The organism is Janthinobacterium sp. EB271-G4-7A (assembly GCF_020858075.1).
Taxonomy (GTDB): Bacteria; Pseudomonadota; Gammaproteobacteria; order Burkholderiales; family Burkholderiaceae_D; genus Janthinobacterium; species Janthinobacterium lividum.
In genome coordinates this window covers 308,823-334,941 of the sequence record NZ_JACYMI010000004.1, presented here as the reverse complement: position 1 = coordinate 334,941, position 26,119 = coordinate 308,823, and the positions used below count along the sequence as shown (strand labels likewise).

The following is a 26,119-nucleotide window of genomic DNA, read 5'->3' as shown; positions in this document are numbered from 1 at the left end:
GCCACCACCATGAAATTTACCGATTTATTCGTACGCCGCCCCGTGCTGGCGCTGGTGATCAGCACATTGATCCTGATGCTGGGCGTGATCGCCATCCTGCAGCTGCCGATCCGCCAATATCCGATGCTCGAATCGTCCACCATCACGGTGAAAACCACGTATCCGGGCGCCTCGGCGGAACTGATGCAGGGTTTTGTCACGCAGCCGATTGCGCAAGCCGTATCGTCGGTGGAAGGCATCGATTACCTGACCTCGTCGTCGGTGCAGGGCAGCAGCACGGTCACCGTGCGCATGGAGCTGAACCGCGACTCCACGCAGGCACTGACGGAAGTCATGGCCAAGGTCAACCAGGTGCGCTACAAGCTGCCAGAAGGCGCGTTTGACCCCGTCATCGAGCGCTCGGCCGGCGATTCCTCGGCCGTCGCCTATGTCGGCTTTGCCAGCGAGAGCGTGTCCGCACCCGCGCTGACGGACTACCTGGCGCGCGTGGTGCAACCGATGTTCGCCACCATCGACGGCGTGGCCAAGGTCGACGTGTATGGCGGCCAGCAGCTGGCCATGCGATTGTGGATCGATCCAGCCAAGCTGGCCGCGCGCGGCTTGACGGCGGCCGACGTGGCCGACGCCGTGCGGCGCAATAACTACCAGGCGGCGCCCGGCAAGGTGAAAGGACAATTCGTCGTCTCGAACATCAGCGTCAACACGGATCTGACCAGCGTGGCGGAGTTCCGCGACATGGTCATCCGCAAGGGCGGCGATGACAGTGCTGCCCTGGTGCGCCTGAAGGATGTGGGCACGGTGGAACTGGGTGCGGCCGCCACGGAGACGAGCGGCATCATGGACGGCGTGCCGGCCGTGTATCTGGGCCTGTCACCCACGCCAGGCGGCAACCCGCTGGTGATCGTCAACGGCATCAGGAAGCTGCTGCCGGAGATCCAGAAAACCCTGCCACCCGGCGTGAAGGTCGAGCTGGCATTCGAGACGGCACGCTTCATCCAGTCGTCCATCGACGAGGTGGCGCATACGCTGCTCGAAGCGCTGCTCATCGTCGTCATCGTCATCTACCTGTGCATGGGTTCCCTGCGCTCCGTGCTGATTCCCGTCGTGACCATCCCGCTGTCGATGCTGGGCGCGGCAGCACTGATGCTGGCCTTCGGTTTCAGCATCAATCTGCTCACCTTGCTGGCGATGGTGCTGGCCGTGGGCCTGGTGGTCGATGACGCCATCGTCGTGGTGGAAAACGTGCACCGGCATATCGAGGAAGGCAAGACGCCCGTGGCGGCCGCCCTGGTCGGCGCGCGCGAAGTGGCCGGACCCGTCATCGCCATGACGATCACCCTGGCTGCCGTGTATGCGCCGATTGGCATGATGGGGGGACTGACTGGCGCGCTGTTCAAGGAATTCGCGCTGACCCTGGCCGGCGCCGTGGTGGTGTCGGGCGTGGTGGCGCTGACCTTGTCTCCCGTAATGAGCTCCCTGCTGCTGCAGCCGAAACAGACGGAAGGGCGCATGGCGCGCGCCGCCGAGCATTTCTTCGAAGGCCTGACATCGCGCTATGCGCGCCTGCTGGACCACTCCCTGCACCACCGCTGGCTGAGCGCCGGTTTCGCCGCGCTGGTGATGGTCAGTCTGCCGTTTTTGTACCTGCTGCCGCAGCGCGAACTGGCGCCGGCGGAAGACCAGGCCAGCGTGCTGACGGCGATCAAGGCGCCGCAGCATGCCAACCTCGATTACGTGGAACGCTTTTCCTACAAGCTCGATGACATCTACAAGAATATCCCCGAAACGGATTCGCGCTGGATCATCAACGGCGGCGAGGGGCCTGCGTCTAGCATCGGCGGCATCAACCTGACGCCGTGGGCCGAGCGTTCGCGCAATGCGGCCGTCATCCAGGCGGAATTGCAGCACGCCGTGGGCGACGTGGAAGGCACCAGCATCTTCGCCTTCCAGCTGGCGCCCTTGCCGGGATCGAGCGGCGGCTTGCCCGTGCAGATGGTCTTGCGCAGCGCGCAGGATTACGCCACCCTGTTCCGCACCATGGAAGACGTCAAGCAGCGCGCACGCGACAGCGGCCTGTTTGCCGTGGTCGACAGCGACCTCGATTACAACAACCCCGTCGTGAAAGTACGCGTGGACCGCTCCAAGGCGAACAGCCTGGGCATCCGCATGCAGGACATCGGCGAATCGCTGGCCGTGCTGGTGGGCGAGAATTATCTGAACCGCTTCGGCATGGATGGCCGCGCCTACGACGTCATCGCGCAAAGCCCGCGCGAACAGAGATTGACGGCGCAAGCCCTGACGCAGCAGTACGTACGCGCCGACGACGGCAGCCTGCTGCCCCTGTCCGCCGTCGTGTCCGTGACGGAACAGATCGAGCCGAACATGCTGACCCAGTTCAACCAGCAAAATGCGGCCACCTTCCAGGGCGTACCGGCGCCGGGCGTGACCTTGGGCGACGCCGTCGCCTTCCTCGACGGCGTGGCGAAAACCCTGCCGCCGGGCTTCAGCTACGACTGGCAGTCCGATGCGCGCCAGTTCGCCACGGAAGGCAATGCCCTGCTGCTGGCCTTTTTGGCGGCCGTCGTCGTCATCTACCTGGTGCTGGCGGCCCAATACGAAAGCCTGACGGACCCGCTGATCATCCTGATCACCGTGCCGCTGTCGATTTGCGGCGCCCTGATCCCGCTGGCCCTCGGCTACGCCACCGTCAACATCTACACGCAGATCGGCCTCGTGACCCTGATCGGCTTGATCAGCAAGCACGGCATCCTGATGGTGGAGTTTGCCAACGAATTGCAGGTACATGAACAGCTCGACCGCATCACGGCCATCCGCAAGGCGGCGCAGATCCGCTTGCGCCCGATTTTGATGACGACGGCCGCCATGGTGGTGGGCCTGGTGCCGCTGCTGTTCGCTTCCGGCGCCGGCGCCAACAGCCGCTTCGGGCTGGGCGTGGTGATCGTCTCGGGCATGTTGATCGGCACCTTCTTCACCCTGTTCGTGCTGCCCACCGTGTACACCTTTCTGGCCCGCCGCCACACAGCCGACCATGCCACGCCGCGCGCGCGCGACCTGTCCCAGGCGCTGAAGGAATCCCCATGAAAAATTACCGCTATCTCGTCTCCCTTTTCCCCCTGCTGGCCGGCTGCGCCGTCAGCCCCGCCTATGTCACGCCGGGCACGCCCGCCATCACCCTGGCCAGCCCGCAGCAGGCGCAATTCGCCCCCGGTGCGAGCGCCGCCAGCGAAGCCGCCTGGTGGACGTTTTTCGACGATGCGCGCCTGTCGCAGCTGATCGCCAGCGCGCTCGAACACAACCTCGATATCGTCCAGGCGCAAGCGAACCTGATGGCCGCGCGCGCCGTCTTCGACGAACGCCGGCTCGATGAGCTGCCTGCCGTCACCAGCCAGGCGGGCTGGCAACGCCAGGTGCAACAGGACACACCCGATAGCCGCGCCGCCAGCGCCAGCACGCGCGTAGGGTTCGACGCGCAATGGGAAATCGACCTGTTCGGCCGCCTGGCCCATATCAGCCGCTCGGCGCAGGCGCGCGCCGAAGCGGTGCAGGCGGACTTGCGGCAAGTGCAGCTGACGATCGCCGCCGAGGTGGCGCGCAATTACTACGAGGCGCTGGGCTACCAGCAAAACCTGGCGCTGACGCAGGCGCAGGTGCACAGCTGGCGCGACACCGTCGCCCTGATCGATGCGCGCATCCGTGCCGGCAGCGGCTTGCCGGAAGAGCGCCACAACGCGCTGGCCAACCTGGCCCGCAGCGAGGCGATGCTGCCGCCCTTGCAGGCGGGCTTGCGCCAGGCGCAGTACCGGCTCGATGTGCTGAGCGGCCAGACGCCGGGCGCCATTTCGCTGGCGACCATGCCGCGCCAGGAAGCGCCGCTGGCGGGCCAGCTGCCGCTCGGCGACGTGAACCGCCTGATCAAGCAGCGGCCCGACGTGGTGCGTGCCGAACGCCTGCTGGCCGCCTCCAGTGAAGACGTGGGTGCCGCCACGGCCGACCTGTATCCACGCCTGAGCCTGGGCGGCTTTTTGGGTTTCTTTGCACTGCGCGGCAGCGGCGTGTTCGACGGCGGCGCGCGCGCCTTCGAGGTGGCGCCCTCCATCAGCTATCCGGCCTTCCGCCTCGGCAGCGTCAAGGCGCGCTTGCGCGGCACGCAGGCCGAAGCGCAGGGCGCGCTGGCGCGCTATGAACAAACGATGTTATTGGCGCAGGAAGACGTGGAAAATGCCGTCACGCAGCTGGCGCAAAACCAGACGCGATTGGCTTCCCTGCTGGAATCGGCGCGCCACGGCAACGCGGCCCTAGGCATCGCCAGCACGCGCTATCAGGGTGGTTCCGGCAGCTACCAGGCCGTGCTGGAAAACCAGCGCGCCTTGTACGATATCCGGCGCGAAGCGCTGCTGGCGGAAACGGCGTCCTATATCGATGCGATTGCCCTGTACAAGGCGCTGGGATGGGGGCAAACTATGTGATCTTTTTAGCTCGGAAAGGCACGCAATGTTCACGCAAGGCAGCTGGCTCAATCCACCGGAAAACTGGTCCGCCGACGGCGCGCAATTGCGCGTGACGACGGATGCCAACACGGATTTCTGGCGCAAGACCGCGTATGGGTTTATCCGCGACAGCGGCCACTTTTTCGGCACGCAAATCGAGGGCGATTTCACGGCGCAGCTGCATGTGGCGGCGCAGTACGCAGCGCTGTACGACCAGGCGGGCATGATGGTGCGCATCGACGCGGAAAACTGGATCAAATGCGGCGTCGAATTTTCCGACGGCCAGTTACTGTTGAGCACCGTGCTGACGGTGGACACATCGGATTGGGCCGTCAGCATCGCTCCCGCCATGCCGGATGGTTTCTGGCTGCGCGTGACGGTGGAAAAGGGCGTGATCCGGGTGCAGTATTCGACCGATGGCAAGCTGTGGCCGCTGCTGCGCCTGGCGCCATTTCCCGAGGCCAGCAGCTACCTTGTCGGGCCCATGTGCTGCACGCCGGAACGCGCCGGCCTCGAGGTCGCGTTTTCGCAATTTACGCTGGGCCCGGCCCAGCGCAAGGACTTGCACGACCTCACTTGAGTGCCCGTGTGTGCATGGCGGATCAGACGGCGGAATCCGTCCACTGATTATCGATGCACCATTGCCGCACATCGGCGATCAGTTGCGCTGAAACGGGCTGGAGTCCCGGGAGTTTTTTCTCGTATTTCCGGATGCTGGCGGCAAAAAAAGTGAAGAAAGCTGTGCCGATCAATTTGCGTTGCCCAGGCGTGTCTTTTTTCACCGGCACGAAGTCTTCCTCGTCCATGGCGATATCGAGGCCAAACATGTTGTCGCTGGCGTAATAGCGGCAGAATGTTTTTCGCTGCAAGTCTTTTGGCACGCAGCGCAGGCAGACAAACAATTCCCAGTCGAGATCAGGATATTTTTCTTCCATCAAGGGACCAAGCTGCCGCAGTTCATGACCAATATCAAAGACCTTGGTCCAGCTTGGCGAGTCCGATGTCGTGTCTATGCGCATCTTTGTTTTCTCCGAGTGCAAGAACCGCATGATACGCGCATCGTCCTTCAGGCAGCGCGCGTGCCACCACGTGGCAAGATCAATCCGCCCGCGCCACCCACGTCTCGTGCAAATGGCGCCACAGCAAGGCGCCATCCGGCGTTTTCTCATACACGACGGTCGACAGCCGCTCGGTGTTTTCTGCGCCGGGCAGCGACTGGAATTCGCGGTAAGACACGGTGGCGCCGGCGGCGCTGTCCTGGATCAATGCCAGGTCGGAAATACGCATGAGCAGGCCCGGACGGCTGCCACCGGCGCCCTGGAAAAACGCCGTCAAGCCGGCATGATCGAGCTGCTTGCCACCGGGTGACACCATCGTGAAATCGGGTGAAAAACGCGCCAGCAAATCAGCGCAATGTTCCGGCGCCGTGGCTGCGCCCGAAAGCCACTCGCGGATCAGCACATGCGTGGATAACACGTCGTCAAAACAGGGGTGCGTTGTCTTCATTTTTTGGCTACTCCATGGTGATGTAAAAGGTCGAGAACGGCGCGGTTGTCGATGCGCATGCACAGTGCCACAGGCAGCACGCACGCGCTGGCGGCCAGCGCAAAGCACCAGTGAAAGACCCGCGCCGCGCGCGCATGCAGGGCAGGGTCGTCCAGGGTGGCGATGCCCTGCGCCGCCAGCAAGCCATTCAGAAGTACGCTGAGCAGCGCCACGCCCAGGCAAAAGCCCAGCTGGCGGTTGATATTCCACACGGCGCTGGCCTGGCTCAGTTGCGCGTCGGGCGTGCGCAAGAACGCCGTGCTTTGCGCCGTGCTGCTGCACAAACCGCCGCCAAAGCCCATCACGGCATACGCGCCGGCCAGCCAGAACAGCTGATCGGCCGCAGCCACGCGCAGCAGCATCAGCATGCCCGCCGCCTGCAGCAGTGCACCGGCGATGAACAGGGGTTGCGGCCCCACGCGGCGGTAGCTTTTTCCCGTGAGCGAGATGGCCGCAAACGAGGCCAGCGCCCACGGCAGCATCAGCGCGCCCGCCGTCGACGCCGACATGCCCAGCACGCCCTGCAGGTACAGCATGGCCAGCAGGCTCACGCCCATGAAGACGCCCGGCACCAGCAAATACATCAGCATGGCAATGCGCAGCAGCGGTTCGGCGGCCAGGCGCAGGTTGAGCAGCGGCGTCGACTTGCGCAGCGCGCCGCGCACGTAGACCCATGCGCAGGCGGCGCCCAGGGCCAGCACGCCGGCGCCGGCCAGCAGCTCGCCCGGCGTGCCCAGCATGGTCAAGCCCAGCAACAGCAAAAGGATGGCTGTGCTGCCCGCCACAAGGCCGCCCGTGTCGAGGCGGGGCACTTGCGCGCGCGGCGGGTCGGGACGCAGCCAGCAAGCGGCCAGCAGCAGCGCCAGCGCGGCAAACGGCACGTTCAGGTAAAAAATCCAGCGCCACGACAGGCTGTCGACGATGACGCCACCCAAGGCGGGCGACAGGGCGGGCGCCAGCAAGCCCACCAGCATGATGACGGAGGACAGGCCGGGACGCTCGGCAGGCCGATACAGCTGGTAGGTCATGCTTTGCCCCAGCGGAATGAGCAAGCCGCCACCCAGGCCCTGCACGCAGCGCCAGGCGATCAGCGCCTCGATCGAGGGCGCCAGGCCGGCGCCGATGCTGGCGCATAAAAAAGTTAGCAACGATGCCATGAACACGGTTTTGCTGCCATAATAGGCAGCCAGCCAGGCGCTGGCCGGGATGACGATGGTCAGGCCGAGGATGTAGGCCGTACTGATCCAGGCCAGCTGCGCCACCGAGGCGTGCAGGGCATGGCCGATGTCGGGATAGGCGACGCTGGTGATGAACATGTTGATCAGGTCGACGAAAAACCCCAGCAGATAGATGGCCGCCACTTTTTTGCGATAGTCCATGGTGCTCCGAATGGCAAACGGCCAGCTTAAGCGCCTAGCGCCATTTGCGTAACGGGCCGGCCCCGATTACACTGTCAAACAAATTTTGACAAACCGCTGGAAGCCGCATGTTTATTCATTTTTATTTATGATCAGTCTCGACCGCCTGGGTATTTTCATCGCCATCGTCGATGCCGGTTCGCTGACGGCCGCCGCCGCCGTGCTGGGCCAGAGCAAGGCCGTCGTCAGTTTTAACTTGAAACAGCTGGAAGCGGAGCTGGGCGTGTCGCTGCTGACGCGCAGCACGCGCAGCCTGGCGCTGACCGACGTGGGGCGGCGCTTTTATGAGGATTGCCAGCGCGTGCTGAGCGAAGCCCAGGGCGCCATCGAAACGGCGCGCCAGGGCCACCAGGGCTTGCGCGGCACCCTGCGCCTGACGACCACCGTCGAATACGGCAGCCGCACGGTGATCCCCGCGCTGATCGCCTTTGCCGCCGCCCACCCGCAATTGCAGATCCAGCATTCCTCGTCGTCGTCGCATGAAGACCTGATCTCGGGCGGCTATGACCTGGCCATCCGCATGGGTTCACTCAACGACTCAAGCTACCGCGCCGCGCTGATCGAGCCGTATGCGATCTGGCCTGTCGCCTCGCCCGCCTACCTGGCCAGCCTGCCCGGCCGCGACATCGCCACCTTGCCCGACTTGCAGCGCGCGCGCTGGCTGGCGCACAGCCGCCTCAGCACGCCCCTGCGCTGGGAGGTGCACACGCCCGACGGTCCCGCCGCCTTTGCCGTACAGGACGACGCCGCCATCCATTCCGACTCCGCCTCGGCCCTGCTGGGCTTTGCCCTGGGCGGCTGCGGCGTGGCCCTGCTGCCGCAATGGCAGGTGGAGGGGGAAGTGCGCGCGGGACGCCTGCGCCGCCTGCTGCCCGACGTCGCCTTCCCGGAGCAGGGCGTGTATGCCGTGTATCCGAACACGCAGCATATCGCAGAAAAGGTGCGCGCCTTTATCGACTTTTTACGCACATTCGTGGGCACGCCGGACTGAGATTTCACTTCGTCAATATTTGACGATGACAACGGTTTCCAAGGGGCAAACGAGCGCCCCTTTCGGTTTTCACGGCCTACACTGGAAGGACGTTGTTCACCGATTGGAGACCATCATGGCACATACATTGGCAGCAGTTTTCGCCGTCCGCGACATGGCCGAGCGCGCCCGGCACGACCTGATCACGGCGGGCTTTCCCGGCGCCAGCATCCGCCTGCACGATGCGGGCAGTGACGACTTTTCCGCCACGGAAAACATCCGCCGCGACGACAGCGACAGCCTGCTCGACAATATCAAGCATTTCTTTACGGATCTGTTCGGCAGCCACGCCGACCGCCACATCTATGCGGAAGCCGTGCGGCGCGGACATGTCGTGCTGACACTGGAAGGCGCGAGCGACGCCGATATCCAGCGCGCCACCGACCTCGTCGAGCGCTACGCGCCGCTCGACATCGATGCGCATGCCGACCACTGGCGCGCCGGCGGCTGGCAAGGCGCGCCGCACGACGACAGCGCAATGCGCCAGGGCGCCAGCATGCAATCGAGCGCGCCATCGCAGCAGGGCAACCTGAACGAAGCGGCGGCATCGCAGCAATTTGCGGGCGGCATGGCGCCGCCGTCATCGGGCGCGGGCGCCAACGCGCGCCGCTACCCCAGCGCCGACAACCTGCCAGGCACCAGCTACGACGACGAGCAGTACTACCGCAGCCACTGGAGCGCCACCTATGTCGCCACCGGCGCGCGCTTCGAGGACTACGATCCCGCCTACCGCTATGGCCATTCGATGGCCAGCAGCGACAGCTACCGGGGCCGCCCGTGGGACGACGTGGAAGCGGACCTGCGTTCCACGTGGGAGCACACGTATCCGCAATCAGCGTGGGACAACTTCAAGGCAGCTGTCAAACATGGCTGGGAACGCATCACTTCCTGATGCGCGCTGAGGGGGATAGCCCCCCCTCAGCGCCCCTCGTGCGTGAGCTTGAGGAAGTGGTTCAGGATGTGAAAATGGTCTTCGAAGAATTGCTCTTCCATGGCCGGCAGGGCGCTCACCGGCACCCATTGCGCCAGCGCCGCATCGTCGGCCGCCTTCACGGCCGGCAGCTGGCGCGTCTTCAGGTCAAAATAATGCGCATGCGTGATGGTGCGCCCGCGCTGGCTGCGGTCCGGATGGTCGAACACGGCTACGCCGACCAGCGCCTCGACGAGGGTGGGCGCCAGCACGCCCAGCTGGGTTTCTTCCGCCAGCTCGCGCAGGGCGCCCTGCAGCAGGCGTTCGCGCGGCTCCAGGAAACCACCGGGCAATGCCCACAGGCCCTTGCCCGGATAGCCGCCGCGGCGCACGAGCAGCACGTGGCCACCCGTCTGCACCAGCGCGTCGACAGTCGTGAAGATGGGCGGATACGGCGCCGCGCGCCAGCGCGCTTTATACGCTTCGATGGCGCGGTATTCCTGCACCAGCGGTGCATACCATGGCAACAAGGTCCACGCCTTCACATACTGGCCGATGGCGGCCGGCAGCAGCTGCGCCACGGCGCTCAGCGACACATCCACGTCTTCCGCTTCGAACAGCACGTTGCGGATGGCCGTCGCGCCGATGGGCGCACCGGGATCGATCTCCAGATTCAATAACTGCCAGTGCGGGAAGTGGTGCAGGTAATAACTGGTGGCATCCTTGAAGCAGGCCACCAGGGTGACGCGCTGCGCCGCGGGCAAGGCGCCCGCCACGGCGCGCCGCACGGCATCGGCCCACAGGCCATCATCGTAATAATCGCGCACGGCCACGTAATGCACGCGCGCGCGCTGCGCCTCGGGCAGGGTGGCGGCGATCATGGCGGCCCGCTCCTGCCACGTAAACGGATTCTTCGGACTGCGCGCATGGAAGGCGGAACCGAGCACCACCACCACCTGGGCGGCCGTCGTCAGCGCCTTCTGCAGCAAGCCCGCATGGCCATGGTGAAACGGCTGGAAGCGGCCGATCAGGATGGCCGCGTCGGCAGAATAAGTGAGGGTCATGCGTCGTCTCCGGTGGGGTAGTGGGCGGCGATCGGCAATTGGCGCCCGCTGCCAAAGGCGCGCGAACGCACGCGGATGATGGGCGCCGCCTGGCGCCGTTTGTACTCGTTGCGGGCGACCATGTCGAGGATGCGCGTCACGAGCGCCCGCCCCTCATCCGTCTCGCGCAGCTGGTCGACCAGGGTCAGCGCTTGCGCGCTTTCCTGCGCCGGCAGGCGGCGTCCCTCGATATGCCATTTGAGAATTTCATCGAGCACGGGATACGGCGGCAAACTGTCGGTGTCGCGCTGGCCCGGCGCCAGTTCCGCCGACGGGGGCTTGTCCAGCACGGCGACGGGTATCAGTTCGCGCCCGGCGCTGGCGTTGAGATGGCGCGACAGGGCGAATACCTCCGTTTTATACAGGTCGCCGATCAATCCCAGTCCGCCGTTCGTGTCGCCATACAGGGTGCAGTAGCCCACCGAGATTTCGCTCTTGTTGCCGGTGGTGAGCAGCAGGGCGCCGAAGGCGTTCGAGTATTCCATCAGGATGGTGCCGCGCACGCGCGCCTGCAGGTTTTCCAGCGGCAGCCCCTGCAGCCTGCCGTCGAAGGCTTGGGCATAGCCGGCTTCGTATTGCGCCACGATGTCGCGGATGGCATGCGTGTGCAGGACGATGCCCAGGTTGGCGCACAGGGCGACGGAATCGGTGACGGAGCCGGGGCTGGAAAACACGGACGGCATGGTGATGCCCACGACATTGGGCGCGCCGAGCGCCTCGACGGCCAGGGCCAGGGTCAGCGCCGAATCGATGCCGCCCGAACAGCCGACGACGACTTTCGTGAAGCGGCAGCGGCGCGCATAGTCGCGCAAACCGAGCACGATCTGGCGCCGCGCAAACTCCACGGCGGGGATGCCGTCCGGGTCCGGCACGGGAAACGCCGATCCATCGGGGCGCGTAAAACGGCCATCGGCAAAGCGCAGCAAGGGAAAATCCTCGACGAAGCGGGCCGCCTCGAATTGCAGGCCGTCGCCGGGCGAGATGGCGAACGAGGCGCCGTCGAACACGAGCTGGTCCTGGCCGCCCACCTGGTTGACGAAGAGCAAGGGCAGGTTGACGCGCGCGCAGGCGGCGCCAAACACGGCGTGGCGCTGCGCGCGCTTGCCGATGTCGGACGGGCTGGCGTTGATGCTGACGACAAGGTCGGGCCCCGCCGCGTGCAAGGCATCGAACGGATTGACGGCGTAGGCACGGCCATCGTCGTTCCAGCCATCCTCGCAAATCATGAAGCCGACCTTGCAGTCGGCGATATCGAGGGTGCAGGCGCCGGGCGGGCCCGGCTCGAAATGCCGTCCCTCGTCGAAGATGCCGTAGGTGGGCAGCAGCTGCTTGTAGTATTCGGCCACGATGCGCCCGTCGCGTAGCGCCAGCAAGGCGTTGTACAGGGGCTTGCCGACGCCGGGATTGGGCCGCGCCGTGCCGATGACGGTGACCAGCGCCGGCCAGCGCGTGGATGCTTCCAGCAGCGTATCGAGCGCCTGCTGCATGTCGCGCAGGAAGGCGGCGTCCTCGAACAGGTCGCCCGGGTAATACGCGCACAGCGACAGTTCCGGGCACACGAGCAGGTCGGCGCCATCGTCGCTGGCACGCTGCATGCGCGCGATGATGGCGCCGACATTGGCGTCGAAATCGCCCACGGTGGGATTCATCTGCGCGAGGGCGATGGTCAGCATGGTGATCCTTCATTGGTTACGCTTGAAACCACTATCCTGCCTGAAATTTTCCTGAGCGTACTGATGCAATCGTGCAAGCCTGCCGGTCGGCTTGCTACAAGGTCTTGAGCCAGGCCCGCAAGCGCGTGCGCGCATTCGCATACGGCGACGCCGTGTTGAACTGGATCATGCGCCCCATCGTGTAATGCGTGTACCAGGGCTGGCCATACAATTGCGCGTCGTCGTGCGCCTCGATCAGCGCCAGCAGCTGGTTCTTCGCCTGTTCCAGGCGCTGCAGCAAGTCGTCCATGCCCAGTTCAGCATAGTCCGCATAGAAGCGCTGCGCCAATGTTCCCAGAGCGTTCCACGTGAAACCTTCGGCGGGAAAGGCGATATCCTCGATGCGTTTGCCGTCGCGCAGCTGCGCATGCCAGTGCAAGACCAGCTCGTTCCAACCGACCAGATAGGCGAGCAGGTCGCACACGCTCATGCGCGTGCCCGCCACTTGTCCTTCCAGCACGGGATCGCGCGCCAGCGCGGGCGGCACGCGCGCCAGCTCCTGCATCAACTTTGCATACGTGCTGTTGATGGCGTCGATGAGTTCCTGCTTGCTGTCGGGGATCGCCATCACGCCGCCCGGCTCACCGGCAAGCCAGCCGCCTGCCAGTCATCGTAGCCGCTGCCGAGACGGCGCGCATGCAAGCCGTGCTGGCGCAGGGCCGCCACAGCCTGCACGGACAGCACGCAGTACGGGCCGCGGCAATACGCGGCGATCTCTGCGTTCGCGGGCAATTCGCCAAGGCGGCGCTGCAAGTCATCAAAAGGAATATTGATCGCACCGGGCAAGTGGCCGGCAGCGAATTCCTGCGCGGGCCGCACGTCGAGCACGGTGATGCTCGCTTCGTGCATGCGTTCCAGCAACTCATTGCCCGTGATCGCTTCCACGTGGTCACCCCGACCCAGCGCCTGTAACTCGCTGCGCTGATGCTGCGCGTACACGTCCAGCGCGGCCAGCAGCTGCACGATGGGACCGCTGCCGAGCCGGTACAGCACGCGCTTGCCGTCGCGCCGCGCCTGCACGAAACCGGCGCGCCGCAACTGCTGCAAATGCTGGGACGTATTCGCCACGGACAAACCCGTCAACTCCACCAGCTGCTCCACCGCATATTCGCCATGTGCGATCTGCTCGAGCAGGCGCAATCGCGGCGCACTGCCTAAAATATGGGCAAACCCGGCGGAACCGGTGAGAAATTCGATATCGGCATTTTTCATTGACACGATGCTAGCACCCTTATAACATTCAAGCAATCAATTGAATGTTAGGAGCGGCAATGCAAATACTCTGGCTCGATGCGCTGGCCATCGGCGTGGGCGCGACGGCGGTGATGGATGTGTGGGCGGTGGCGTTAAAACGCTACTGGTGCATTCCTTCGCTGAACTTTGCGATGGTGGGGCGCTGGCTGGGCCATCTGCCGCGCGGCACGATCACGCACACCAACATCGCCCAGGCGGCGCCCGTGCGCGATGAAGCGATCCTGGGCTGGACGTTTCATTATGTGATCGGCGTGCTGTTTGCGGCCGTGCTGCTGGCGCTGGTGGGAGAGGAATGGGTGCAAGGGCCGACGTTCGCGCCAGCCCTGCTGGCGAGTCTCGTCAGCGTGGCCGCGCCGTTTTGCATCTTGCAGCCGGGCATGGGCGCCGGCCTGGCCGCCAGCAAGACGCCGCATCCGACGGCCGCCCGCCTGCGCAGCCTGATGGCCCACACGGCGTTCGGCATCGGCCTGTACCTGGCGGCGCTGCTGTGGTCGACGGTCCGCTAGGAGGTCAGCGGTGGCACGGGAGCCGGTGCCGGTGCGGCTGCCACCGCCGACATGGCCGGTGCCTCCGGCTGGGCCGGCACCGTGCTCAGCACCATCGTGCTGGGCTTGGCAATCGCGATGTGCGCCTCGTCCAGGCGCTTGAGCAGTTCGAACAGCAGCGCGCTGCGGATGCCCGACGTCAAGCGCGGCGACGAGGCAAAGCCGGTGGCGTTGAACAGCAACAGGCCATTGTCGATGCCATCGAGCTGCACGCTGGGCGCCGGCGTGTCGAGCACGTCGGGATTGTCGACAAAGACGGACAGGATCAGCGCGCGCGCCGCCTGCGCATCCGTGCCCAGCGGCAGCGGCAGCTTGACCTGCACCAGGCCCAGCGGATTGGCCAGAGTCACGTTGCGCACCGTCTTGGTAATGAATTCCGAGTTCGGCACGATCACCGTGGAACGGTCGCCCAGTTGAATTTCCGTGGCGCGCACATTGATGCGGCGAATGTCGCCCTCCACGCCACCGAGCGACACCCAGTCGCCCACTTTCACAGGACGTTCGGCCAATAAAATCAAGCCGGAAACGAAGTTCTGCACCACCGCCTGCAAGCCAAAACCGATACCCACCGACAAGGCTGACGCCACCCACGCGATGCGTTCCAGGCCGATGCCGGCCGCCGACAGGGCCAGCGCCACGGCCAGCACGCCGCCGATATAGCCGAACAAGGTGATGAACGACACTTGCATGCCCGTATCGAGATTAGTGGTCGGCAAATAACTGTTTTGCAGCCAGCGCTTGAACAGGCCCAGCGCAACAAAACCAACGAGCAGCACCAGCAGGGCCTGGATCAGCGCGGCAGGGCGGATCGCCACCTCGCCGATGGCCAGGCCATCCTGCAGCTTGCCGACCCGCTGGAACAGCTCGCCCGGACCTTCACCGAACGGCGCCAGCAGCAGCATCAGGGCCAGCAGCACGACGATGGCGCGGCCGATACCCGACAGCAGCACGGCCGCCTGGTCGCGCGCCTTGGGCGTGGCCAGTACAGGATGGGCCGCGTCCGGCGGCGGTGGCGTGGAGGCCAGCAGCATGCAGATATCGTCCACCAGCACCGTCAGCAGATAGGTGCTGCACACCACCACGATGACCCAGGCGATTTGCTTGGCGACAAAGCTGCCGAACGCCACATAGCCGATCAACAAGCTGATGACGCTCGACGCCAGCGCCAGCCACAACAGAACCGTGACGCAGCGCAGCCACAGGGGCGTGACCAGGGTGGCGGGATCAGCCTCGCGCAACTGGCGCCAGCAGCGCTCGGCGCGCATCAAGCCATAGGCGATGGTCGTGCTCATCACCAGGGCGACGATGCAGTTGACGGCCACAGCCGTCGACAGGCCCGCATTGATGACGATGGTGACCCGTTCCGTCGCCCACACGAGCACGACGATGAAGGAAAACATCGACGGGAAGTTGCGCATGCGGTGCGCCAGCGCATCGGGCAGGGGCAGCAGACGCCACGACACGCGGCGCGGCGACAGCAGCGCGTGGCCGAGTCCCGCCGTAAAACCGGCAAAGCAGATGATGCCGATCAAGCTGCTGAGGAAAGTCGAGGTTTTTTCGGACAGGCCGCCCTCCCAGCGCAGCCCCATGGCCAGCAATTCCGCCACCAGGCCCGGCGTGGCCAGCGCCAGCACCAGCACGGCCAGCGCATGCAGCGAGCGGCGCAAGCGGCCATGCGGCACGCGCGTGGACGTCACCACCAGCAAGTAGCGCGATGCCCAGACGCTGGCGCCGATCACAGCCACGATGGCGGCCAGCAAGCCGCCCCAGGCCGACCACGGCGTGGCGCTGGCCGCGTTCGCCAACTCCAGCTCCAGCGCCCGCAAGCGCTGCAGGTTCTGCGGCAATTCCGCATGCAGCTGTTTCCAGAACGAACCGGCGAGTATCGAAGCCGTGCGCTCGCCCAGGCGCGCCTGCAACTGGGCGCGGCGCACCGTCGACACCTGTTCCGAGGCCTGCGTCGCTTCCACGGCCAGCAGGCGCGCCAGTTTGACTTGCGCATCGAGCGCGCTGCTGGTGCGGTCCAGCTGGCTGCGCTGCGCCGCCACGTCGGGCGCATCTTTCGTACCCGCCGCCGGCTTGCCCAGCTCGGCCAGCCGCGCCTGCACGCTGGAGAGCGTCGGCGCGAGCGCATCGGCCACCTTGTCCGCCTCGGCGCTGGCCGCCAGCGCATCAGCCCGCATCTGCGACAGGGTCGCATCATCGAGCTCAGCCTCGCCATCGAGCGCCTTCTGGATACCGGTGATCTGCTTGCGCAAGCCATCGAGACGCTGGTCGGCCGTGGCGGCGTCATCGACGGGCTGCGACCAGGCGGGCGGCGGGGCGAGCGAGCACGCCAGCAGCAAGGCCAACAGGAAGGGGAAGAAACGGACACGGAAAGAAGTCATGCGGACCTATGGCTGGAAATGAGAAAAACGGCCGGATTGGCAGCAGCGCCAGTCATGGCGTGCTGCCCGGCAGGTGCCTGCCAATATAGCTGAAAACGCGGGCAAGCCGCAGGACAGGCGGAACTGGCGTGTGCCCCGGGGAGAAACTAGACATATTGCCCTATGGAAATATCATTCGAAAAGGTCTAGGATCGTCGTCCGCTTGGCGGCGCGGCAGCCATCTGCACGCCGCCGACCTTTTCACCATTCCCTCCGTATTGAGACAGCCATGAAGTTTTTATCCCACCTGACCATCGGCACACGCCTCGCCACAGGCTTTGGCACCATCGGCGCCATGCTGATCATCATCTCTTGCCTGGGCATTGCCATGCTGGGCAAGATCAACCAGGGCACCGGCCATATCGTGCATGACAGCATGCCCAAGATCGAGCTCGCCAACAGCGTGTCGGCCAACATCAACGATATCGCCATTGCGCTGCGCAACATGATGCTCAGCGCCGATCCGGCCGACCAGCGCAAACAAACGGACGCCATCCTGGCTGCGCGCCAGGCGGCGGCCGGCAATCTCGGCAAGCTCGCGAACATGCTCGATTCCGACCGCGAACGCGCGTTGCTGGCCAAGATGAACGACGCCAACACCCGCTACGCGCAGGGGCAGGAGGCCTTGCTTGAACTGATCCGTAGCGGCACGCCGGACGACAGCAGCGCCTACCTGTACGGCCAGCTGCGTCCCGTATTGCTCGTCTATAAACAGTTGATTGCTGAACAGATCAGCTTGCAAAATACCCTGGCCAACACGGCGGGCGACAACGCCAATGCCACTTATGCCAATACGCGCACCTTGCTGATCGGCATGTCGCTGGCGGCACTGGCCATCGCGGCGGCGTTGGCGTATGGCATCACGCGCTCGATCACCGGCCCCGTCACCACGGCGCTGCAGGTGGCCAACACGGTGGCCGCAGGCGATTTGCGCAGCCAGATCACCGTGCATTCGCGCGATGAAATGGGACAACTGTTGCAGGCACTCAAGCGCATGAACGACAACCTGGCGCAAACGGTGGGCACGGTGCGCGCCGGCACGGAAACGATCGCCTCGGCCTCGTCCGAAGTAGCGGCAGGCAGCCTGGACCTGTCTGCGCGCACGGAGCAGCAAGCCAGTTCGCTGGAAGAGACAGCCTCTTCCATGGAAGAACTGACCTCGACCGTCAAGCAGAATGCCGACAATGCGCGCCAGGCGCATGTGCTGGCCGATACGGCCTCCGGCGTGGCGCAGCGCGGCGGCGCCGTCATCGCGCAAGTGGTAGCGACCATGCGGCAAATCGATGCCTCGTCAAGCAAGATTGCCGACATCATCGGCGTCATCGATGGCATCGCCTTCCAGACCAACATTCTGGCCTTGAACGCGGCCGTGGAAGCGGCGCGCGCGGGCGAGCAGGGCCGCGGCTTTGCCGTCGTGGCCACGGAAGTGCGCAGCCTGGCGCACCGCTCCGCTGCCGCGGCCAAGGAAATCAAGACCCTGATCGACGACTCGACCCAGACCGTGGCGGCGGGCAGCGAGCTCGTGCATCAGGCCGGCAACACCATGAGCGACCTGGTCGACAGCGTGCGCCGCGTCACGGACATCATGGAAGAAATCACCTCGGCCAGCGCGGAACAGACGGCCGGCATCGAGCAAATCAACCAGGCCATCAGCGAGATGGACAACGTCACCCAGCAAAACGCGGCCCTGGTGGAAGAATCGGCGGCCGCCGCCGCTGCCATGCAGGAGCAGGCGGCTACGTTGGCGCAGGTGGTGAGCGCCTTCAAGCTGGACGCCGGCGCACCGGCAAGCAAGCCGGCAATCGCCGCGACAACCGTACCGCGCCAGCAAGCCGTCGCCCTGCGCGTGCCGGCGGCCAGGAAAGCTGCACCGGCAGCAACGGCGTCATCCGACTGGGAAGAGTTCTAAGGCAGCAACGCCACAGGTGCCTCTCGGCGCCTGTGGCGTCATGCAGCATGGCTGCTTCCTGCTACGCGATCTGATCCATGTCAATCAACAATCAAATTTGACACGACGCGGCTAGGCCGATAGTTCTCTCCGGATGATGTCTGCGCCAGCACTGAGCGCATTGAGTTTGCCTCTGGCTACGTGACGAGACAAGGGCGCCATGCCGCAGTTGGTGCTAGGGTAGAGTTTGTCGGCATCGACAAAGCGCAGCGCCTTGCGCAGGGTGTTGGCCACTTCCTCCGGCGTTTCAATGGTATTGGATGCCACGTCGATGGCCCCGACCATCACTTTTTTGCCGCGTATGAGTTCGATCAAGTCGATGGGAACACGCGAGTTGTGGCATTCCAGCGAGATGATGTCGATATTCGATTTCTGCAGCTTGGGGAAAGATTCCTCGTATTGACGCCATTCGGACCCCAGCGTATTTTTCCAGTCCGTATTGGCCTTGATGCCGTAACCATAGCAAATATGCACGGCCGTTTCGCACTTGAGCCCTTCGATCGCCCGCTCCAGGGTGGCAATCCCCCAATCATTCACCTCATCAAAAAAGACATTGAACGCAGGTTCGTCAAACTGGATGATGTCGACGCCGGCCGCCTCTAGTTCCCGGGCTTCCTGATTGAGGATCTTGGCAAATTCCCAGGCCAGCTTTTCGCGGCTCTTGTAGTGGCTGTCATACAGCGTATCGATCATCGTCATCGGACCTGGCAGGGCCCATTTGATCGGCTGCGTGGTTTGCTGGCGTAAAAACTTGGCGTCGTCAACAAACACCGGCTTCGGGCGGCTCACGGCGCCAACGACGGTCGGCACACTCGCATCATAGCGGTCGCGGATTCTGACGGTCTCGCGTTTGTCAAAATCGACGCCGCTCAGATGCTCGATGAACGTGGTGACAAAATGCTGACGCGTCTGCTCGCCATCGCTGACGATATCGATCCCTGCCTGCTGCTGTTCCTGCAGTGACAAACGCAAGGCATCCTGTTTGCCCTCGATTAATTCCTCGTCCTGCAATTTCCACGGCGACCAGAGTTTTTCAGGTTGGGCAAGCCAGGAAGGTTTCGGCAAGCTGCCGGCGGTCGAGGTAGGCAATAATTTTTTCATGGTGGTGATTTCGTGTGTTGGTTGGTCAGAGAGCGTAACTGGCAGTCCACTGTTCAAGAATATGCTTGTATGGCTTGATGAAATGCTCTTCCGTATATTTGCCCTGCTTGACTGCCAGCTGGCTGCGCTCTTCCCGGTCATAGACAATCTGCGTCAATGAATAGTCCTGGTTCTTCAGGCTCGGCTGATACGACTTGCCTGCCGCCGAATTGGCGTTGTAAATCTCGGGGCGGTAAATCTTCTGGAACGTCTCCATCGTGCTGATGGTGGCGATCAGCTCAAGATTGGTGTAGTCGCCAAGCAGGTTGCCGATGAAATAAAACGCCAAGGGGGCGGCGCTATCTGGCGGCATGAAGTAGCGAACCTGCATGCCCATTTTTTCAAAATATTGATCCGTCGAGGAAAATTCATTTTGTTGATACTCGACGCCCAATACGGGATGCTGATTCCCCGTCCGGTGATAGACCTTGCTGCTCGAGGCGCTGATGCAGATGACAGGCGGCTTGCTGAAGCGCTCTTTGTACGTATGTGATTTGACAAAGTGCCGGAACAGTTTGCCATGAAAATCGCCGAAATCGTCGGGAGCGGTGAAGGTGGATTGATTGTTGTTATGCTCAGGCAGCAGCACGCTGAAGTCGTAATCGCGCACGTAGGAGGAAAAATTATTCCCCGCGATCCCATCGATGCGTTCACCGGTTTTTTTGTCGATAACGGTCGGTTTCAATATCTCGATCAACGGGATATTACTGCCTTCGACATCAATATTCAGCTCCACCGAGATGATTTCAAGCTCTACCGAATAGCGGTCGCCGTTCGGGTTATCCCAATGCGCCAGGTTGTTGAAGCGGTTGTCTATCATCCTCAGGGTATTGCGCAGGTTTTCCTGGCGACTGTTTCCCCGGGCCAGATTGGCAAAATTGGTCGTCAGGCGCGTATTGTCCGATGGATGATAGTTTTCATCGAAAACAATGCTCTTGATACTGAATATAAAATCTTTGCTCATGGTGATCTGGTGTCCTGATTTTTGCGAATAATGTATGTGTTGATGGCTGAGCGTCGTGATGCGTATCAGGCTGCGACCAGCTCTTCAGCAGTGGCAGATCTCGCATGGCGCGTCAAATCGAGCAAGGGCAATGCCCGTTGCACCGCCAGCGTGGCCCGCTGGATCAGGGCTTCGTCCTGCAGGCGGTAGTCGAGGAAATCCTTGTCGGTCGCATACACACCCAGCGGTAATGTGCGTGCCTGGAAAAAGCTGAACAGCGGCCGCAACTGGTGGTCGATCATCAGGGCATGGCGCTCGCTGCCGCCGGTGGCCGCCAGCAGGACCGGCTTGTCGATCAAGGCGTCCTGGTCAATGAAATCGAAGAAGTGCTTGAACAGTCCCGTGTATGCGCCGCGGTAGACCGGTGTTGCCACCACCAGGATGTCGGCTTGCTCGACCGCTGCAAGTTCCCGCTCCACCGTATCGGGCAGGTGGGAGCGCCAGACCGCGCCGGCAAGCTGCGGTGCGAACTGGCCCAATTCGACCAGGCGTTGTTCGCACAGCACTTCATCGGCGATCAGGTCCATCAGGTGCTCGGCCAGGGCGGCCGCCTTGGAAGGGCGTTGCAGCCCGCCGGAAACCGCGACTAAATGAAGTGGACGTGTCATGTTTGCTTTCATGTGGATGGATGCGCCAGGGCCGAAAGAGTGCAGGCAACAAGGGAATCGATGATAGCGGCGGGAATCGATGAAGTATAATGGTCTTATTTCATACATCCATGAACATGGCTCATCTCAATGCTTGAACGCATCCACCTCAGCATCGTCCAGCAGGTCGAGAAACAAGGGTCGCTGACGGCTGCCGCAGGCGTGCTGCACCTGACCCAGTCGGCCCTGAGCCACAGCATGAAGAAGCTGGAACAGCAACTGGGCACCGACGTCTGGCTGCGCGAAGGGCGCAACCTGCGCCTGACGCAGGCCGGCCAGTATCTGCTGGCGGTGGCGAACCGGGTGCTGCCGCAACTGGATCTGGCCGAAGAGCGCCTGGGCCAGTTCGCACAGGGCGAGCGCGGTGCGCTGCGCATCGGCATGGAATGCCACCCTTGCTACCAGTGGCTGCTAAAGGTGGTGTCGCCGTATCTGGCCGCATGGCCCGACGTGGATGTGGACGTCAAGCAGAAGTTCCAGTTCGGCGGCATCGGCGCGCTCTTCGGCTACGAAATCGACCTGCTGGTCACGCCCGATCCGCTGTACAAGCCTGGACTGACATTCGAACCCGTGTTCGACTACGAGCAGGTGCTCGTCGTGGCCAAGGGCCATGCCCTGGCTTCGGCGGCCTATGTGCAGCCCCAGCAGCTGACCCGGGAAGTGCTCATCAGCTACCCCGTGGACATCGAGCGCCTGGACATCTATAACCAGTTCCTGCTGCCGGCCGGTGTCACGCCCAAGCGCCACAAAGCCATCGAAACCACCGACATCATGCTGCAGATGGTGGCCAGCGGCCGCGGCGTGGCCGCCCTGCCGCGCTGGCTGGTCGAGGAATATGCGGCCAAGATGGACGTGGTACCTGTGCGGCTGGGTGTGCACGGCATCGCCAAGCAAATTTTCCTGGGAGCACGCGAGACGGACACCGCCATCGACTACGTGCGGGCCTTCATCGCACTGGCGCGCCAGCCGGCCAGCGCCAGTGCGCAGTGACCGCGGCGACGCCATGGGTCATCTCTTGATGCATCCAGCTCAGCTCAGGGCCGCTGGCAACATCACGCACGCCTATTCCCTGGAAGTCAGTGCGAAAGACATGCCGGCGTTGAGCGCGGCGGCGCCGCGGATAGCGCCCGCATCCACCATTGCCATTCCCTACCTGCCACGCGAGGATAACGACGCGCGGCTGGCCGCGGCGCGGACCGTGCGCAGCCTCGGCTTTGAACCCATGCTGCACCTGTCTGCGCGCCGGATTGCCTCGCTCGCCGAGTTTGAGTCGCTCATCCAGCGCGCGGTCACCGAAGCGGGCGTCGAGCGCTGCTTCGTGATCGCCGGCGATCCGTCCACCCCGATGGGGCCGTTTTCCGACAGTGCCTCGCTGATCGACACGGGCGTGTTCGAGCGCGCGGGAATCAAAGTGATCGGCGTGGGTGGTCACCCGGAAGGCCATCCGGTGATGAGCACGGCCGAACAGTGGGAGGTGCTTGAACGCAAGTGCGACAGCATCGGCAAGCGCGGCATGGCGCCCTCGATCGTCACGCAGTTTGCGTTTGATGCCGACATCGTGTTGACGTGGCTCAAAGCGCTGCGCGAGCGTGGCATTGACCATCCCGTGCGCGTGGGCGTCCCGGGCCCCGCCAGCATCGCGGTGCTGGCCCGTTATGCCGCCATGTGCGGCGTCAGCGCCTGCGCATCGATGTGGTCCAAGTACGGCGTGTCCATCGGCAAGCTGTTCGGCACGGCAGGACCGGATCTGTTTGTCGAGCGCCTGGCCGCCGGCCTGACAGCAGCCCATGGCGAGGTCAGCCTGCATTTCTTTCCCTTCGGCGGCATCGCACAATCCGTCAAGTGGATAGAGCAGTACCGTGCTCGCACCGGCCCAGGCCCTTGAGCATCCGGTGTGACGAGCGCCTCTCTGGCGGCACCACGCCGCCAGAGAAGGGCAACATCCGGCCTGCTTACTCCACCGTCACCGATTTGGCCAAATTGCGTGGCTTGTCCACATCCGTGCCCCGCGCCAGCGCCGTGTGATACGCGAGCAATTGCAGCGCGACCACGTGCAGGATCGGCGACAGGTCGCCGTAGTGCTCGGGCAGGCGGATGACGTGCAGGCCTTCGCCGGAGCTGATGCGCGAATCGACGTCGGCGAAGACGTACAGCTGGCCGCCGCGGGCGCGCACCTCCTGCATGTTCGATTTCAGCTTTTCGATCAGGGCGTCGTTCGGCGCAATGGTGACGACGGGCATTTCATTTGTCACCAGGGCCAGCGGGCCATGCTTCAGTTCGCCGGCCGGATACGCTTCGGCGTGGATATACGAGATTTCCTTCAGCTTCAGCGCGCCTTCCAGGGCGATCGGGTAATGCATGCCGCGGCCCAGGAAGAGGGCGTTTTCCTTGCGGGCGAACTCTTCGGACCAGGCGATGATCTGCGGTTCCAGCGCCAGCACGGAAGCGATGGCGACGGGCAGGTGGCGCATGGCTTTCAGGTGCGCCGCTTCCTGTTCTTCGCTCAAGTGGCCATTGACTTGCGCCAGGCACAGGGTCAGCAGGAACAGGCCGGCCAGCTGCGTGGTAAACGCTTTGGTGGAGGCCACGCCCACTTCCACGCCGGCGCGCGTGATGTAGGCCAGGGCGCATTCACGCACCATGGCGCTGGTGGCCACGTTGCAGATGGTCAAGGTGTGCTGCATGCCCAGGCTGCGCGCATGTTTCAGGGCGGCCAGGGTGTCGGCCGTTTCGCCGCTTTGCGAAATGGTGACCACCAGCGTGTTCGGGTGCGGCACGCTGTCGCGGTAGCGGTATTCACTGGCCACTTCCACGCTGACGGGCACCTTGGCGATCGACTCGATCCAGTATTTGGCCGTCATGCCCGCATACGAACTGGTGCCGCAGGCGAGGATCAGCACGCGGTCGATCTGCTTGAAGATTTTATAGGCGTCGTCGCCGAACAGTTCCGGCATGATGCCCGTCACGCCTTCGAGCGTGTCGCCGATGGCGCGCGGCTGTTCAAAAATTTCCTTCTGCATGTAATGGCGGTACGGGCCCAGCTCTGCCGCGCCCGTGTGCGCATGCACGGTTTTCACTTCGCGCTCGACGGGCTTGCCATCGACGTCGACGATCCAGCAGCGCGACAGTTGCAGGTCGACCACGTCGCCTTCTTCCAGGTAGATGATCTGGTCGGTCGTGCCGGCCAGCGCCATGGCGTCCGACGCGACAAAGTTTTCACCATTGCCCAGGCCGACGATCAGGGGCGAGCCCTGGCGCGCGGCGACCACGCGGTGCGGTTCGTCGCGGCAGAAGACGGCAATCGCATACGCGCCGTCGAGGCGTTTCACGGCCTGCTGCACGGTTTCAAATAAATCGCCGTTGTACATGTGCTCGACCAGATGGGCGATCACTTCCGTGTCCGTCTGGCTCTGGAAGACGTAACCGAGGGCCGTCAGTTCGGCGCGCAGTTCGTCGTGGTTTTCGATGATGCCGTTATGCACCAGCGCCACGCGGGCGTTCTCTTCCGTTGGGGAAAAGTGCGGGTGGGCATTGAAGGAGACAGGGGCGCCATGCGTGGCCCAGCGCGTGTGGGCGATGCCCGTAAAACCGCTCAAGCCTTCTTCGGCGATCTGCTTTTCCAGCTCGGCCACGCGCGAGGTGGAGCGCGAACGCTGCAAACGGCCATCCGCATGCAGGGCGATGCCGCAGGAATCGTAGCCGCGGTATTCCAAGCGCTTCAAGCCTTCGACCAGGATGGGAGTGATATTACGTTGCGCTACCGCGCCGACGATGCCGCACATGGAAACCTCTGTCTAAAATTTAATCAATGCACGCATGCTAATGCAGAGTGAATGAAATATGCTTTCTAAATCCGTGTATTTTTGACTGAATATTTCACACTCATTTTGTGATGAAATATTATTTCATTTAGAATCGATTTATTTTCCAATTCATCGCAATCATGAACGATAGCAACATTACCCTCGACGAGATCGATCGTCGCATCCTGAACGCCCTGCAAATTGATGCATCGCAAACCAACAGCGAGCTGGCCCAGGCGGTGCACGTTTCGGCGCCCACCTGTTTGCGGCGGGTCAAGCATTTGCGGGAAAGCGGCGTCATCGAGCGGCAAGTGGCCATCGTCGCGCCGCAGCTGGTGGGCGCGCGCCTGACGGCCATCGTGGAAATCACGCTCGACGTGCAGGCGGCGGAGCGCATGGCGGAATTCGAGCAACTCGTGGCGGACGAGCCCGCCGTGTTGCAATGCTACCGCGTCTCGCCCGGGCCCGACTTCGTGCTGATGGTGCAGGTGGCCGACATGCCCGCGTATCACGCGCTGGCGCACCGCCTGTTCGCCGCGCACGCGAATGTGCGCAACGTGAAAAGCTATTTTTCCACGTTCCGCAGCAAGTTCGAGACGCGCATCGCTGTGTAAACCCGGCTGGCAGGGAAGTTATCCTTGCTTATCCTCACTTTTCTGCATGCTTATGCACAAGTTTATCCACAGCATGAAAATCACCGATGTCCACGGCTGCCACAATCCCATCTCGCATGAGGTTTCTCAAGAAATGTGGATCGGCTCCCAGCTAAAACTTATCCCGCCTTATCCTTCGCTTGCCCACGCCTTAGTCACAGGCTTTTACACAGCTTTACCCACAAGCGGCCCGCATAAATAGGCCACAAATATCTTTAGAATACAAAGACTTACAAGTTATTCATGACTTATTCTCAGATTACGCACAAGTTTATCCACAATCCAGACAAGCAAACTCAGGGGATGCTTTGCTTGTCTACACAGACTGGCATGTACGCTCGATCGGCAAGCTGGGCCAGATAACTTATCCCAAGTTTTCCACCGCTTTTTCACCACTTATACGCAGCTTATACCTGGCTTATCCATCACTTCTCAGCATGCTTGTTCACATGCTTATCCACACTCGATAATGTA

At 63.3% G+C, this 26,119-nt stretch carries 22 protein-coding genes; 10 read left to right on the top strand and 12 right to left on the bottom strand.

The window, feature by feature from the left end; all coding sequences use genetic code 11:
- Nucleotides 1–9: 9 nt before the first annotated feature.
- From IGS58_RS24420 to IGS58_RS24410, 3 genes are read left to right on the top strand one after another with little or no spacing between them, the layout of a single operon-like run.
- Complete coding sequence (locus tag IGS58_RS24420) at nucleotides 10–3,102, top strand: MexW/MexI family multidrug efflux RND transporter permease subunit (protein WP_230522912.1); 3,093 nt, start codon at nucleotides 10–12, stop codon at nucleotides 3,100–3,102.
- Nucleotides 3,099–4,487 carry an efflux transporter outer membrane subunit gene (locus IGS58_RS24415; protein WP_230522911.1) on the top strand — a complete coding sequence of 463 codons (1,389 nt, stop codon included), beginning with the start codon at nucleotides 3,099–3,101 and terminating at the stop codon, nucleotides 4,485–4,487. The genes IGS58_RS24420 and IGS58_RS24415 overlap by 4 nt, the downstream gene beginning before the upstream one ends.
- Nucleotides 4,488–4,512: 25 nt before the next feature.
- On the top strand, nucleotides 4,513–5,088 hold the full coding sequence (locus IGS58_RS24410) for a DUF1349 domain-containing protein (protein WP_230522910.1): 576 nt from the start codon (nucleotides 4,513–4,515) through the stop codon (nucleotides 5,086–5,088).
- Nucleotides 5,089–5,110: 22 nt separating this feature from the next.
- Here the strand turns inward: IGS58_RS24410 and IGS58_RS24405 are convergent, their stop codons facing one another.
- From IGS58_RS24405 to IGS58_RS24395, 3 genes are all read right to left on the bottom strand, one after another.
- The gene (locus IGS58_RS24405) at nucleotides 5,111–5,527 is read right to left on the bottom strand and encodes a hypothetical protein (protein ID WP_070257854.1); all 417 of its coding nucleotides are present in this window, start codon (nucleotides 5,525–5,527) and stop codon (nucleotides 5,111–5,113) included.
- 79 nt (nucleotides 5,528–5,606) lie between these two features.
- Entirely contained in the window at nucleotides 5,607–6,014 is a 408-nt protein-coding gene (locus tag IGS58_RS24400; RefSeq protein ID WP_230522909.1) for a DUF4440 domain-containing protein, read from the bottom strand.
- The gene (locus IGS58_RS24395; RefSeq protein WP_230522908.1) at nucleotides 6,011–7,432 is read right to left on the bottom strand and encodes an MFS transporter; all 1,422 of its coding nucleotides are present in this window, start codon (nucleotides 7,430–7,432) and stop codon (nucleotides 6,011–6,013) included. The genes IGS58_RS24400 and IGS58_RS24395 overlap by 4 nt, the downstream gene beginning before the upstream one ends.
- A 127-nt stretch (nucleotides 7,433–7,559) precedes the next feature.
- Between IGS58_RS24395 and IGS58_RS24390 the strand changes: the two genes are divergently transcribed.
- Complete coding sequence (locus tag IGS58_RS24390) at nucleotides 7,560–8,462, top strand: LysR family transcriptional regulator (RefSeq protein ID WP_070257851.1); 903 nt, start codon at nucleotides 7,560–7,562, stop codon at nucleotides 8,460–8,462.
- A gap of 115 nt (nucleotides 8,463–8,577) precedes the next feature.
- Nucleotides 8,578–9,393 (top strand): hypothetical protein, encoded by an 816-nt coding sequence (locus IGS58_RS24385; RefSeq protein ID WP_070257921.1) that lies wholly within the window; start codon nucleotides 8,578–8,580, stop codon nucleotides 9,391–9,393.
- Between the two features lie 26 nt (nucleotides 9,394–9,419).
- Here the strand turns inward: IGS58_RS24385 and IGS58_RS24380 are convergent, their stop codons facing one another.
- The 4 genes from IGS58_RS24380 to IGS58_RS24365 all read right to left on the bottom strand — a co-directional run bounded on the left by IGS58_RS24380 (nucleotide 9,420) and on the right by IGS58_RS24365 (nucleotide 13,438).
- Complete coding sequence (locus IGS58_RS24380; protein WP_230522907.1) at nucleotides 9,420–10,475, bottom strand: bifunctional nicotinamide-nucleotide adenylyltransferase/Nudix hydroxylase; 1,056 nt, start codon at nucleotides 10,473–10,475, stop codon at nucleotides 9,420–9,422.
- On the bottom strand, nucleotides 10,472–12,187 hold the full coding sequence (locus IGS58_RS24375) for an NAD+ synthase (protein ID WP_230522906.1): 1,716 nt from the start codon (nucleotides 12,185–12,187) through the stop codon (nucleotides 10,472–10,474). Before IGS58_RS24375 ends, IGS58_RS24380 begins: the two co-directional genes overlap by 4 nt.
- A gap of 94 nt (nucleotides 12,188–12,281) precedes the next feature.
- The gene (locus IGS58_RS24370) at nucleotides 12,282–12,794 is read right to left on the bottom strand and encodes a ClbS/DfsB family four-helix bundle protein (RefSeq protein ID WP_230522962.1); all 513 of its coding nucleotides are present in this window, start codon (nucleotides 12,792–12,794) and stop codon (nucleotides 12,282–12,284) included.
- The gene (locus IGS58_RS24365; protein ID WP_092609715.1) at nucleotides 12,794–13,438 is read right to left on the bottom strand and encodes an ArsR/SmtB family transcription factor; all 645 of its coding nucleotides are present in this window, start codon (nucleotides 13,436–13,438) and stop codon (nucleotides 12,794–12,796) included. Before IGS58_RS24365 ends, IGS58_RS24370 begins: the two co-directional genes overlap by 1 nt.
- 59 nt (nucleotides 13,439–13,497) lie before the next feature.
- Here IGS58_RS24365 and IGS58_RS24360 point away from each other — a divergent pair, with 59 nt between their 5' ends.
- Complete coding sequence (locus IGS58_RS24360) at nucleotides 13,498–13,986, top strand: DUF2938 domain-containing protein (RefSeq protein WP_230522905.1); 489 nt, start codon at nucleotides 13,498–13,500, stop codon at nucleotides 13,984–13,986.
- Here IGS58_RS24360 and IGS58_RS24355 read toward each other — a convergent pair.
- Nucleotides 13,983–16,412 (bottom strand): DUF3772 domain-containing protein, encoded by a 2,430-nt coding sequence (locus IGS58_RS24355; RefSeq protein ID WP_230522904.1) that lies wholly within the window; start codon nucleotides 16,410–16,412, stop codon nucleotides 13,983–13,985. The two genes, IGS58_RS24360 and IGS58_RS24355, sit on opposite strands and share 4 nt — an antisense overlap.
- Nucleotides 16,413–16,680: 268 nt before the next feature.
- On the opposite strand from IGS58_RS24355, the gene IGS58_RS24345 reads away from it, so the two are divergent.
- A complete protein-coding gene (locus IGS58_RS24345; protein ID WP_329958019.1) occupies nucleotides 16,681–18,360 on the top strand; it encodes a methyl-accepting chemotaxis protein in 1,680 nt (559 codons plus the stop codon).
- Nucleotides 18,361–18,471: 111 nt separating this feature from the next.
- On the opposite strand, the gene IGS58_RS24340 is transcribed toward IGS58_RS24345, so the two are convergent.
- The 3 genes from IGS58_RS24340 to msuE form a co-directional block, all read right to left on the bottom strand.
- Nucleotides 18,472–19,500 carry a methionine synthase gene (locus IGS58_RS24340; protein ID WP_070257843.1) on the bottom strand — a complete coding sequence of 343 codons (1,029 nt, stop codon included), beginning with the start codon at nucleotides 19,498–19,500 and terminating at the stop codon, nucleotides 18,472–18,474.
- 25 nt (nucleotides 19,501–19,525) lie between these two features.
- Nucleotides 19,526–20,503, bottom strand: a complete 978-nt coding sequence (locus IGS58_RS24335; RefSeq protein ID WP_230522903.1) for a DUF1852 domain-containing protein — start codon at nucleotides 20,501–20,503, stop codon at nucleotides 19,526–19,528.
- A 65-nt stretch (nucleotides 20,504–20,568) separates the two neighbouring features.
- Nucleotides 20,569–21,150: an FMN reductase gene (msuE, locus tag IGS58_RS24330; RefSeq protein ID WP_230522902.1), complete on the bottom strand. Its 582-nt coding sequence runs from the start codon at nucleotides 21,148–21,150 to the stop codon at nucleotides 20,569–20,571.
- 129 nt (nucleotides 21,151–21,279) lie between these two features.
- On the opposite strand from msuE, the gene IGS58_RS24325 reads away from it, so the two are divergent.
- Nucleotides 21,280–22,179 (top strand): LysR family transcriptional regulator, encoded by a 900-nt coding sequence (locus IGS58_RS24325; RefSeq protein WP_099395538.1) that lies wholly within the window; start codon nucleotides 21,280–21,282, stop codon nucleotides 22,177–22,179.
- 13 nt (nucleotides 22,180–22,192) lie between these two features.
- Complete coding sequence (locus IGS58_RS24320; RefSeq protein ID WP_230522901.1) at nucleotides 22,193–23,074, top strand: methylenetetrahydrofolate reductase; 882 nt, start codon at nucleotides 22,193–22,195, stop codon at nucleotides 23,072–23,074.
- Between the two features lie 67 nt (nucleotides 23,075–23,141).
- Here IGS58_RS24320 and glmS read toward each other — a convergent pair whose 3' ends face one another.
- Nucleotides 23,142–24,971: a glutamine--fructose-6-phosphate transaminase (isomerizing) gene (glmS, locus tag IGS58_RS24315; RefSeq protein ID WP_034782627.1), complete on the bottom strand. Its 1,830-nt coding sequence runs from the start codon at nucleotides 24,969–24,971 to the stop codon at nucleotides 23,142–23,144.
- Between the two features lie 161 nt (nucleotides 24,972–25,132).
- Between glmS and IGS58_RS24310 the strand changes: the two genes are divergently transcribed.
- Nucleotides 25,133–25,606: an Lrp/AsnC family transcriptional regulator gene (locus IGS58_RS24310; RefSeq protein WP_070257839.1), complete on the top strand. Its 474-nt coding sequence runs from the start codon at nucleotides 25,133–25,135 to the stop codon at nucleotides 25,604–25,606.
- The last annotated feature ends 513 nt before the right edge of the window (nucleotides 25,607–26,119 follow it).